The organism is Thermincola ferriacetica, from assembly GCF_001263415.1.
GTDB classification, from domain to species: Bacteria; Bacillota; Thermincolia; order Thermincolales; family Thermincolaceae; genus Thermincola; species Thermincola ferriacetica.
Map to the genome: position 1 here is coordinate 92,021 of NZ_LGTE01000005.1, position 12,619 is coordinate 104,639.

General features: G+C 46.8%; 8 protein-coding genes. All 8 read right to left on the reverse strand.

The genetic code is table 11. The annotated features are described in order from the left end of the window. Nucleotides 1–97: 97 nt before the first annotated feature. Nucleotides 98–3,256, reverse strand: a complete 3,159-nt coding sequence (locus Tfer_RS05280) for a DEAD/DEAH box helicase family protein (RefSeq protein ID WP_052217190.1) — start codon at nt 3,254–3,256, stop codon at nt 98–100. Between the two features lie 12 nt (nt 3,257–3,268). Then, a complete protein-coding gene (locus Tfer_RS05285) occupies nt 3,269–6,289 on the reverse strand; it encodes a site-specific DNA-methyltransferase (RefSeq protein ID WP_052217191.1) in 3,021 nt (1,006 codons plus the stop codon). 30 nt (nt 6,290–6,319) lie between these two features. Continuing rightward, nucleotides 6,320–9,214: an SNF2-related protein gene (locus tag Tfer_RS05290; protein WP_052217192.1), complete on the reverse strand. Its 2,895-nt coding sequence runs from the start codon at nt 9,212–9,214 to the stop codon at nt 6,320–6,322. A gap of 317 nt (nt 9,215–9,531) precedes the next feature. Next, the gene (locus Tfer_RS05295) at nt 9,532–10,434 is read right to left on the reverse strand and encodes a putative manganese transporter (protein WP_052217193.1); all 903 of its coding nucleotides are present in this window, start codon (nt 10,432–10,434) and stop codon (nt 9,532–9,534) included. 48 nt (nt 10,435–10,482) lie between these two features. Continuing rightward, a complete protein-coding gene (locus Tfer_RS05300) occupies nt 10,483–10,902 on the reverse strand; it encodes a Fur family transcriptional regulator (RefSeq protein ID WP_052217194.1) in 420 nt (139 codons plus the stop codon). A gap of 175 nt (nt 10,903–11,077) precedes the next feature. Then, nucleotides 11,078–11,407, reverse strand: a complete 330-nt coding sequence (trxA, locus tag Tfer_RS05305; protein ID WP_013120779.1) for a thioredoxin — start codon at nt 11,405–11,407, stop codon at nt 11,078–11,080. A gap of 28 nt (nt 11,408–11,435) precedes the next feature. Then, nucleotides 11,436–11,714 carry a metal-sensitive transcriptional regulator gene (locus Tfer_RS05310; RefSeq protein ID WP_013120780.1) on the reverse strand — a complete coding sequence of 93 codons (279 nt, stop codon included), beginning with the start codon at nt 11,712–11,714 and terminating at the stop codon, nt 11,436–11,438. 121 nt (nt 11,715–11,835) lie between these two features. Continuing rightward, a complete protein-coding gene (locus Tfer_RS05315; protein ID WP_052217195.1) occupies nt 11,836–12,600 on the reverse strand; it encodes a tRNA threonylcarbamoyladenosine dehydratase in 765 nt (254 codons plus the stop codon). Nucleotides 12,601–12,619: the final 19 nt, after the last annotated feature.

A 12,619-nucleotide genomic window follows, 5' to 3' on the forward strand; every position in this document is an offset into this window, starting at 1 on the left:
TTGTCAATTTTTATTAACCTAATGGGTTAATTATTTTCATGCTCATACCGTAAAGCCAGAAATTAGCACATACCGGGTACAGCCCCCAGAGGGTAGCTCACCCCAGAATCTTCCTCACCATCTTTTCAATATAACTGGCCCTGTCGTCTGCCTGAAACAGAATATTCCGCTTCTCCATCTCCTCTTTGCTGAGTTTGGTGCCGGTGTTAATCAGGTTAGCATATTCGGTGTTGGAGATAATAAAAGAGTTCAGGACAATGCTACTGTCGCCAATTTCCTTTTCTTTTTCTTTGATTGTTTTATGAAACTGGATTTTAGGGTCATCTATGGACATGTTGCGGATGCCTTTCGGATCAACAAAGGTAATGTACTGCTTTCCGTTGTAAAGAATCCACAGGATAAAATCCGGAAAGAAATTACCTGCCTCAAAAAAGCCTACCCCTTTACCACGCGTCTGGTTCCTCAGCAGATACAGTTCCTTGTCCTTAAAGAATTCCCGGTTGGTCTCGCAGAAGGCGCGCAGATCAGTAACAAATTGATACTCACCTTTGTTTAACGGCGCGGGGGAGACGGTAGCAACACTGCCTTCCTGATAGGCCAGAGGCTTGTACAAGTGCTGTTCAAACTCAAAAAGCTCCAGTCCGGCAAAGTAGAAATGCTCCATTTTCCTCGATTCAAGAAGCTGCTTTAGGTACTCCAGTTTTTCCTTCAGCGTGGTCTCCGCTACATCATAGGTAACTCTGTACTCATGGATAAAGTTTCTGTCCGCTTCGTTTAAGTCCCGGTACTCCATAAAGGGGGCTTCCCATTCTTTTTTACGGTACATGTAATAACGCTCGCAATATTTTTTCAACAGGGCAACGGCAATCTCCTCCCAGTTTCGGACCCTGGAAAACCTGCTACCAAATTGCAGTTCTTCTTCTGGAATATAAAGGATATACCAATCCTGACGGTACAGCAGTTCTTTGATTTTTTCCCTGGACAGGCTCAGGTTATACCAGGCCCGCTCGTTTTTAAATTTCTGCAGCTCAAAATATATCCGCTCCAGGTTCATAAAGGCCACGTGTCTGGCCTCCAGCTTGCCTTCATTCATCACTTCGGGCGCGGCTTGTGCAGTGGCCTTTTTCCGGCTTTCAGCCCTTTGTATCCTGGGGTACCAGTTGACCATTACATGGCCTATTTTCATGCCTGGCGCCGGGGGCTCCAGCACCGGCCGCGGCCCCTTCTTTTTAAAGGAATTGATATCAATATCCTTCAAGTCCAGGGTTTTTAATTTCAGGCCCCGTCGGGTGTAATCCTTGATGACCGGCAGTTTGATAATTTCCGTATCCTTTTCGGTTTTAATCCCTTCACTTTCCAGAATGTCCCTGAACTGCTGCATGTAGTCGGAACGAACGCCAAAAATATTCAGGGTTTCCAAAACATCAATATGGGCCGGCTTTTTTATGTCAAGCTGCAGCGCTCCACTTCGTTTTAAGGACATGCCATAGCCCTTGAGGCGGACTCCGCGGCCAAACATCTGGATAATTTCCGACCCTTCGCTGCGGCCAATGTTCATCAGGCCCATGGTGCTGACCCGCCAACTGCTCCAACCCTCGGTGAATTTCTTGGATCCGATGAGGACGTTAATCTTTGAATCCCGGTTGTTCAGCCGGTGAAACAGGGATTCGGAAAACTGTTCTTCAGTTACATTCAGCTCAGAGTAATTGTCGCACAATTTGCACAGGGCAGAAGTATCCCCCACGTTAATTACCCCGAAGGGCGGATTATCCCCCAGGCGCAGGGCAATTTCGCTGTCCACTCCTTTCAGATTTACTACGTGCAGCGTGGCCCCGGAATGGGTTGCATGAAAAACAGTCTGGAGTAAGTCGGAGTACAGGGCTTCCGGAGTCATTGCCAGAGACGTCAGATATGTAAAGGCATTCCGGAAAATCTCTCGCCCTTTTTCATCCAGTAGCCCCGGCCTGCCACTCATAAGCCTCTTTATAATTTCAACACTCTCTTTTTCTTCCCTGGCAAAACGGGCTATAAAAAGCAGGATATCAGTGACATCGGACACCTTACGGCCCCGTTCCGTCCGGACGGCATTGACACTGCTGCCCACAAAAACCAGCAACGGTTTTTCCAGCAGAAAGGGACGCAGCGCACTTTCCCGCTCACCGTAAAGCTTCAACTGCTGATAAAAAGTGAGCAGGCAGGCGGTAAGGTACAGGCGGCGGACATCTTCATTGGAATCATCGGGCAGGTTGAGAATATGAAAATCTTTTCCGTAACCATCGTTATAAAAATACCGGTAAGAATAATCAAATAAAATGCACCTGGCATATTCCTGCTGGAGTGCCCGGTTGCCCGCCACGGCCTGGCCGAATGTGGCCGAATACTCAAAGGCAAAGCCCTGTTCGCTCAGGCGGTCCCGCATCTTTTTCCACTCTTCGCCACTGGAACCCCGGTGCCCTTCGTCTACCAGGACCAGGTTATTGCCCTCAAATACCTCTACGGCAACAGTCTTTTCCCCTGATTCTTCCCTGATGCGCTGGATATTGATAATGGACACGCTCTGCTTACGGAACAGGCTGCCCTGGTTCTTATCAAAGAGTTCAGCCTCAATGCCGGAAAGCTCAAACTCACGCAGGTGCTGGACAGACAGGTCTTCCTTGGGGGTCAGCAGGATAACCTGGTTAAGTTCCTTTTCCCTTCCGTGCTGTTTCAGGTAGTGCAGGTACTGAAGGATATTCACATGCATAAGCAGGGTTTTGCCGGAGCCGGTGGCATTCCAATAAGCCAGCTTTTTCAGGTCAGCCGCTGTATATTTTTCGATCCCAGCATTTTCCTGCTCATTAAACTTCTCTACAAAGGCATTTAAATCTTCAAGTAGCCCTTCCGGGTCGGAGAAATAACGGTCCAGGTAAATCTCGGTAAACAGCAGGGACAGGTACTGGAAATATTTCCACCGTACCGGTTCTTTCCGGCGCCGGTTAATGTGCATGGTATGGCGGACAATATTCTCATCATAGCGGCGGAGCATGTCAGCAGTAAGCTTTTCCCGGTCAAAAAGCCGGTTCGTCAGGTAATGGCAATAGTGCGACACGTTATCACTGTCCAACCATTCCAGCTCCGGCCCCTTCATCCCGGCCACCAGGTCATCAAAATTGCTAACTTCAAACAAACTGAGCATATATCTGTTAAGGACCAGCCGCCTGTTAAAGGGAACGGTCTGATTCCCCGGCGATGTTGTTCGGCGAGTCGTTCTGGGCATTTGCTTCCCCCCTTATACGTCCTGTACGTCAAACATCAGGCGTTTGAATTCTTCCTCGATAAGCCGGACCTTCCAGTTGTCCTCGTCCCGTCTCATGTTTTCCAGGTGGTTATCCCCGTTCACATAAATATAATCAAACTCATTGTCTCGCGGATTATACTGGCTTTTGCTTAAAAACCTCTCCAGGTCTTCATTGGTCTTTTCCTTAAGATTGCGCCAGATAATCAGGGCCTTTTCTCCGGAAGGCAGTTCTCCTTTGACCACCTTGAATCCCTGGACCATCTCCGTCTGCCGCACCGTAAGACCAAGCAGGTAGTTAAAAGTCTCTACCAGGTCCACTGTGCGGACCACCGTTTCCGAACCTTCAGTAACTTTCAGCTTGTAGGCAAATGGATTCTCAAAAGCGTCCAGGTTGAGCAGGGAAGCACTCTCCTCAGCTTCAATGTCCAGCATATAGGACAGGATATAGTCCTCCCTGACCTCCTGCGGCATCATATCAAAAGTCACCTGCTGCTCTTCGGTGCGCTGTAGGTCTAGGTTGTTCAGTGTATCCTCGTAGGACTCCAGGCGGATGTATTTGAACATATGGCTGGAACCTTCACGGGATACGGGTTTACCGTTTTTCCAGTCCTTGGAGTAAATTACTTTTTGGATGCGGGGTTTGAGGACGGTATTGAAGTACTCGCCCATTTCAACAAGGATGTATTTGCGGTTGCCCCCGTCTTCGCGGTTGAGGTTGATTACAGCATGCGCGGTAGTGCCAGAACCTGCGAAATAGTCGAGGATTATTGATTCTTCATCTGAAATAAGAAACAGGGCATCATATACTGTGTAGAATGATTTTGGATAACTAAAATGATTCCCTAATCCAAACATGTTTCTTAAAAGCATTATCCCATGACTTGAAGCATCGTATTTCGAATCAGCCCAAATCGTCTTGGGCTTTTTTCCTGCTCCTTCTAGTCTTCGTTTCTTGAATATCTTGTAATCTTCTCCATCTTTTTTTACAACCAACTCAGTTTTACATTTTTCTAGAAATGTTTCCTTTCCCCAGCGCCAAGTTTTTTCTTCTCCCTTAGAATTTATCGGAAGTAATTCTACCCAGCCATCTTTTCTCTCCAAAGATAGTTCGTCAGATTCTGGATTATAGTATATTGGATAGAATAAATTTGGCCTTTCAAATCGATATGAATTATTTCCTGTTCTAATGTAAGGTACAGTGCTATAATTCGATAGTCCATCTGTCTTATTATAAGCAGAAATATCGCTTTCACTTAGCTTAAATAAACCTATCTCAGCACAATCTATATTTTTAGCAAACACAGTCATATATTCATGGGAAGTACCAAAGAACTTGTCGTCGTTTCTTCCTCTTGGATTATGTACTATTACTATGTTAGCAATAAAATTATCTTCTCCGAAAACAGTTTCTAATAATAACAAAGAATGTTTTAGTTCATAATCATCAATGGCAAATTCAATAATTCCATTTTCCGGCATTAATTCCTTTGCTTTTATTAACCCATTAAAAATCATCGTATTCCAAGATGAATGTTTGAAACCATTTTTATACATAATCTCACTTGACTTTGCATTATACGGCGGGTCAATATAAATACACTTCACCCGCTCCCTATACCTCTCCTGCAGTAAATTCAGCGCCTGAAAATTCTCACTGTGTACCAGTAGCCCATCCAACTGCCCGTCAATATCGTCAAAACTCATCAGCAGCTGGTCGATAAAGTCCTGCTCGAAAAACTTCGTATCCAGCACAAGGTACGGATTGGCCTTCAGGAATTCCACAGTCAGAGGATCAGTATACCCCGGTTTAATCTCATTTCCCTCGATTTCCTCAATGGCAAAAAGCCGTTTCCATTCTTCTATCTGTTCCCGATTTTGCACAATTTCGGGGTAGAGCTCTTCCGGTACCCGGTCCAGGGTCACGCAGTAGTTGGTCTCGATGACGAATTTCTTCTTCAGCCACAGCTTTTTCTGGAAGTTCTCCAGTTGTTCCAGGAACCTGATGATTTTGTGGCCAATACTTTTGATTACCCTGATTTTGGACAGATACTGCTCAATCTTGACCTCGTTTTCCGTATCCAGGTCGTCCAGGTGCATGATTTCATTCTTGATGTAGAAATCCAGCTCCCGGCGCAGGAAACCTCCCAGGTCCTTGTGGATGAAATAGTCAAAGGTGTTTTTGGCCGTGTAGTCATTCAGGTGCTTTTCCAGCAGGGTCCGGTCGCGGTTCTTTTCGGTAGGCGCAGGCGCTCCCAGTTCTTTCACCCATTCGGCAAATCCTTCGGTCTTCAGAATCCGCTCCACAGCTTCCTGGTTGAGAGCAGCCTGCTTGTCCGGGTGCACCCGGTACTCAAACCTGATGTGCAGCTCCCCGTCCACCTCAGCCAAGGGATTCTCGTTACAAAGGACAAAGCGGCGTTCTTTGCCTTCCTGCTCCTTGTTGTTATTCTGCTCGGTGGATGCCTCTGTCAGGATAAAATGCACCTTTTTCCCTGAGGGCAGTTTGAAGGAATAGTCACGGAAATACTCCGACGTCTTTATGTAATACTGGTCGTGGTTGGCCCAGTAGAGCTTGACTTCCTCACCTTCGTAGGGAATAGCATAAACGTCTTTCTTGTATCGCCGTTTGGACAGAAAATCACCTTTGTCATAATACCGGCTGAAGAAATTCACCAGGTCTGAATAAACTTCATTTTCCAGGGCCGTCAAATCCACGCTCCCGGCCAGTTTCTCCTGCAGTTCCCGGTACTTGGCAGAGCTTTCCGGGGGCACACCGGCATCCTCCAGGGTTTTCCTGAGCTGCTCCATTTCCTTTTTGATATTGGCCGTATCAATACTGTGGTACTTCTCAAAAGCCTGTTTGACCTGAGGCAATAAATCTTCATGGAGAAATTTTGTTATTTCTTCCCGCTTCTGATTCATTATGCGGTAAATGCCAAAATCCAGGTCCTGATTGTCAAACTGAAACATACTTTCCAATAAACTGATTAACTGTTGGTATTTCGTGCTCATTCCCATCTCCTGCCTTTGTCGGAATTTGTCTTATACAACACACCAGCGGATCATAAAAAGGGTTTCCGCTTCCGTTTCCTGCTTCATCCTTTTTTCCAGCTCATCAATAAGCCGGTCCCTTTTTTCCATGATTTCGTCCTCGATGTCAAAAATCTGCTGTCTCTGCCGGCGCTGCAAACGTTCCGTCTCTTTGATTTTGAGCTGTATCTCATGCTGTTCCGCCAGGGTCTCAGCCTGCCGTTCCCGGCGCTTCAGCTCTCTAAGCCGGGCCTTGGTATCAGCCAGTTCCTTTTCTGCAGCCAGTATCATATCATCGGCCCACTTTTCCAGGCGTTCCCGTTCCTCCTGGAAATGGCGGTTGTTGTTCTCCATGGATTTGGCAATTGTGGCGGCAATGTGGCGTTCAGCCTCCCGCCGGAGCCGGTCCGCTACCGACGGAGCCAGGCCGGGTATAGGACGGTAATCGGCAGAACAGTTGAAGAGTTTTTCGCAGACCTCCTGGTCCAGGGTAACGCCATCGTCAGAAAAACCGTTAAAAAGCAGGTATTCCTCTTTTTCATAGGATTCAATGGTTAACCTTGTCAAGACAAGATAGCCGCTTTTACCCCTCAGTTGTTCCACCACGCTTATTTTTACAGGGTGTCCGGTAATGTGAAAAGTAACTTCCGCCGTTGGAGTGGAATAAGATTTGGCTGTTTCGGTCACATACTCCCCGAGAGGATGTGAAAGGCGGTAAAGAAAGGCATCGTCAACAGGGGGTCTGTCTTTGGTTATCAGCCGGTACCGGCCTGTTTTAATGCGGTTCCGGTCAGGCGAATCAAAAAGGTGAAATGAGAGAGATTGGTCGTCAAACCTCGCTTTGTTCCGGAGTACATAGCGGGTCAAGCCCCAGAACATTTTACCGAACCGGTCCAGTTGTGCTCTGGCGTCCTGCAGGTTTATCCGCAGGCGGGCATGAACATCTTCGTCAAAGTTCTCCAGCAGAGCCCTGCGGGTTTCGGCCATTCGGGAAGCGATCGACTCCTCCAGTTCCTCCTGCAGTTGCCGGAAAGCCTCCTGAATTTCTTCCGGGGTACGGCATTGCTGGTAAATGGCCAGAATGCGCTTTTCAAAATCAACCCCCGATTCTATAGAGCCAAGCACTTCATCAGAAGCCCCCAGCACACCGGTAAACAGTTTGAATTTCTCTTCCAGAAGTTGATAAACCCTTTGGTCCGCCTCGTTGCGCTGATTCAGGAAGTTTATGACAACTACATCATGTTTCTGGCCGTAACGGTGGCAACGCCCGATACGCTGTTCTATTCTCTGGGGGTTCCAGGGCAGGTCATAATTTATCACCAGTGAACAGAACTGCAGGTTAACACCCTCAGCAGCCGACTCTGTGGCAATCATTATCTCCGCATGGTCCCGGAAATGTTCCACAAGGGCAACACGCATGGATGCTGCCCGTGAACCGCCGGATTTTTCCTCGGTGCTGTAATTATGCCTTTCCAGCCAACGCTCTAGAATGGCTTTTGATTCAGGGTCAGTATTGGTTCCATTGAACAACACTATTTTACCGGCATACCCGTTGGCTTCCAGGAACTTTTTCAGATATTCCTGGGTTCTCCGGGATTCAGTAAAAATAAGGGCCCGCCGTTTTGCTCCCATTTCTTCCATCTGGGTAAAACCCGCTTCCAGAGCTTTGAGCAGGACCCGGGACTTACTGTCAACCTGGATAGAACGGGCCCATAAAATGTATTTTTCCAATTCCGCAATTTCTGCTTTTATCTTTTCCCTGTCTGCTTCCAATTGTCCCTGCGTCCCGCTGTTGTCACTGGTCTGCCAGTCATCATCTGGCGGTTCTACTCCTTCATCAATTAAATCGGACCCCATTTCATCCCGGTCAATAATATCTTCAATCCATTGTTCGTCGTCCTGGGCAAGGCCGTCTCTGAGTTTCTCCAACCTCAGTTTCATAGTTTCCAGGGTCCCGGCCACAGCCTGGGATGATGAGGCCAATAACTTTCGAAGAATCAGTGTAGTGAGAGTTTTTTGTTGTCGGGGAATAGCATATGTATCATCCCTTTTCAGGAACGCAGAAACAGCCTCGTAAAGGGCATGCTCATCGTCAGCGGGGGTAAAGGGAAAAGTAATGGCCTTTCTTTCTGTATATTTTATATATTCCAGGACCTGTTTCCGCAAAGTCCGGTGGGCAAAGGTCTTCAACCGGGCTTTTAATGCCTGAAGGTCACTTCTGCTGTTCATGTACTGAGCTCTGAAGGAAGCCAAGTCCCCAAACAGGTAATCATCTATCAGTAGGGACAGTCCATACAACTCATGTAAAGAATTTTGCAGGGGTGTGGCGGTAAGGAGCAGTTTTTTCCTGTCCTCCAGGGCCCATTTTATACCCCGTCCCATCTTATTGTTACTCTTATAAACATTGCGCAGTTTGTGGGCCTCGTCAATTACTACCAGGTCCCACTGTACCAGGCGCAGTTCCTTTTTCATCTTATTGGCAAACTGAAAAGAAGTAATCATTATAGCATCCTGAATAAACGGGTTAGCTATACCCTGTTTTTCCGCTTCCCGGTAAGTTTTTGCCTCCAAAATGACGCTGGGCAGGTTAAACTTTTCTTCCAGCTCCATGCTCCACTGTTTCCGGAGGGAGGCCGGGCAGATTATGAGCAGTTTGCGCTTTCTTTCCGCCCAGTACTGGCATAATACCAGGCCTGATTCAATGGTTTTCCCCAATCCCACTTCATCTGCCAGCAGCACCCCTTTGGCCAGCGGCGACCGGAAGGCAAACAGCGCCGCTTCAATCTGGTGGGGGTTAAGGTCAACACTGGCGTCGAAAAGGGAACGCGACAGCTTCTCAACACCTTCTCCCGTTGTGTGGCGGGTCAGTTCATGGGCATAGTATTTGGCATGGTACGGTGTAGTCACTTATCTACAACTCCTTTGCCAAACTGTCAATACAATATAATTTTCAACAAAAACAGGCTCCCCCCTGCTTGCCGATACATTTTTTTATAATTCATAGCCCCACAGTTCAGGCATATACAGTTTGTTTAAACGTGTCCAAAATAACGGCGATTTTATCGAGCTTATTATAAAAGGAGGGCATATTATTCCGCGGAGCAGGGACTAAAATCGTCCTCCGGCCCGCAATCCACATAGTGGGAGCAACTGCCGGAAGAGATTTTATCCTTGAGTGGAAGAATAATATGCCCTCTTTTTTTACCTTGATTAAAATGATGCTCCTACTTATAAAAATACTGAATAACTATTCCCGAAATAACGCTGGCGGCGTAAAGGATACCGATTATCCGCAGGGTATCCTTCAAATTCCTGTTTTCTTTGACAAGAACCAAAATACCCAATCCGGCGCTGGCGGACAGTCCCGCCACCGCAGCGCCAAATCCTATACCGCCGCTTAAAAATATCTGTGTCACGGCCAGGGATGCAGCACAGTTGGGAATCAAACCTACCAAAGCGACAATTACCGGCTGCCATATACTATTCCCCAGGAGCAGGCCGTGCAGGTTTTCTTCCCCAATTTTAAAAATCAGGAAATTCAATAGCAAAGTCACACCGAACAGAAACACAAATATTTTCAGAGTATGAACCAGAGGGTGTATTATGATTTCCCTGAAGGGAGGTTTTTCAGCACCGCAACTGTGGCCGCAACAGCCCTTCTCATCACTGTCCTCCCCAGGTAAATGGCCGTCTTCTAAAGCCGCACATATTTCACTTTCCATATATGCATTGCTCAAACGACCGCCTACCAAATCAATACTGTATCCGGCCACCACTCCGATGATAATTTTAACCGTTAATAAAGGCAACAGTACTCCCACTTTGTCCGGCTGGGCCAAAATAATCGGTATTGCTTCATCGGACGTAGACAGGTAAACAGCAAGTAAAGTCCCCGTTGTAATAAGCCTTTGCGTATAAAGAGCCGTTGAAATAACAGAAAAACCGCATTGCGGTACCGATCCTAAGGCTGCTCCCACCAGGGGTCCCGCTTTTCCGGCTGTCTTGATTTTTTCCCTGATTTTGCCGCCGAATTTAAATTCTATAAATTCAATTGCCATATAAAAAACAAACAGCCACGGCAGCATTTTCGCCGTATCAACCAACGCATCCACAAAAAGGTCAAACATACTTATCCCGCCTTAATAACTTTTTAGTAAGCGTAGCACCGTCCTTTTTCAACTGCGGCAATCTTTGCAGTAACCGAACAATTCAAACCGGTGGTTTGTTACCTTAAAATCAGTTGGTATATTATTTATATTCAGATTTTCCATGGGACAACCGTCAATTTTCCAGGCACCGCCGCATTTGAGGCAGACCAAATAATGGTGATGTTTCGGACCGCGGTCTATTTCAAAGCGGCTTTTTCCATCGTGAAAATCTAACTGACGGACCACCTGCAGTTCCTTTAAAATAGCCAGGTTTCTATAAACGGTATCAAAGCTCATCTTCGGATTTCTTGTCCTCAGCCGGTCAAAAATTTGTTTTGCGCTCAAGGGAACCTTTGCCTGAATAAGGGTCTTAATTATTTCTCTGCGCTGGGGAGTGATTTTGCAGTTGTGAGTAGCCAGTTCTTCCAAAATTCGCTGATATATCAAGGTTTCATCATCCCCCAATCAGAATCATTCTTATTTAGATTATAGGATTACCCTGACATTAGTGTCAACCAATGTTTATCCAAAAAAAAATTCGTATTTCGTCAATCTTCTAAAGGTTAACCCAATTTCCCCCAATTTAAACAAAGAGCCGGGCTTTTTACACCCGGCTCTCTGTTTAAACATATTTATCCAGTTCTTTTTTCAGGTCTTCCTTGGGCCTGAAACCGACCAAACGGTCAACTTCTTTGCCTCCCTTAAACACCAGTAAAGTAGGGATACTCATAACACCGTATTTGGCAGCAGTAGCCCGGTTTTCATCGACGTTGACCTTACCAATCTTCATCTTACCGTCATACTCTACGGCAAGTTCGTCGATAACGGGAGCAATCATGCGGCAGGGCCCGCACCAGGATGCCCAGAAATCCACCAATACAACGCCTTCGTAATTTTCCACCTGTTCGCCAAAATTAGCGTCAGTTAAAGTAAGTACCTTATCACCGGCCATGATAAACACTCCTTTCTGGTTTTGTTATTTATTCAGCAAACCTGGTTAAAATCTTAACCAGTTTTTGAAGTTCTTCCAATTTACTTTCCATATCGTCAGACTGCATTGACTTGGACATACATTCAACGGCATAATGATTTAGAATCAGGTTACCGACCATTTTCAGCGCAGCCCTGGCGGCAGCCACCTGAGTCAGGATATCCTGGCAGTTTTTGCCTTCCTGAATCATTTTCCTGATTCCTTTGACCTGTCCCTCGACTCTTTTCAGGCGTTTTTCCAACTGGTCTTTAACATCAAGGTTCTGCATCTGGAAATCCTCCTCCAATATCCACCTACCCCTACAGGGTATGCAGGTAACTTTATTATAATAGCTTAGTCTTTGTTTGTCAACGTTTGTTGGCACTTTCTGCCTGCGTACTCCCTGACAGTCATACTCTTTGCATCCCGAGCAAATCCCTGACAACTTCCCCGGCTATGATAAGGCCGGCTACAGAAGGTACAAATGAAATGCTGCCCGGAATCTGCCGCCGCAAGGTACAGTTGGCCGTTTCTTTATTCGTACATATACAGGCCGTTTTGCAATCAATTTCCGTAGCCCGGGGCGTAAGCGGCGGTTCCTCAGAATAAACCACTTTTACACCCCCAGTTATACCCCGCTGTCTCAATTCCTTGCGGATTACTCTGGCCAGGGGGTCCACTGAAGTTTCCGAAATATCCGCCACCCGAAAACGGGTGGGATCCAGTTTATTACCCGCCCCCATAGCCGATATAACCGGCACTCCCGCCTTTAGTGAACGTTCTATCAGATCCAGCTTCCCCGTTACGTTGTCAATCGCATCAACTACATAATCGAGGCCCCGGGCAAAGAATTGCCCGCCATTTTCAGGAGTATAAAACTCCCTGATAGCATCCACCTGAATCCTGGGATTAATATCCTGAACCCGTTCTTTCATTAATTCCACCTTGGGCTTACCCACCGTTGACTGTAGGGCATGCAATTGCCTGTTGATATTGGTAAGACATACATCATCATGGTCAACCAGCACCAGGTGGCCAATGCCGGCCCTGGCCAAAGCCTCAGCGGTGTAGGAGCCTACCCCGCCTACCCCGAAGACGGCCACCTTGCTTGCAGCAAGCCTGTCCAAACCCTCCTGGCCAATAAGCAGTTCCGTTCTTGAAAACCTGTGTAACATCTGTATCCTCCGGTTGTAT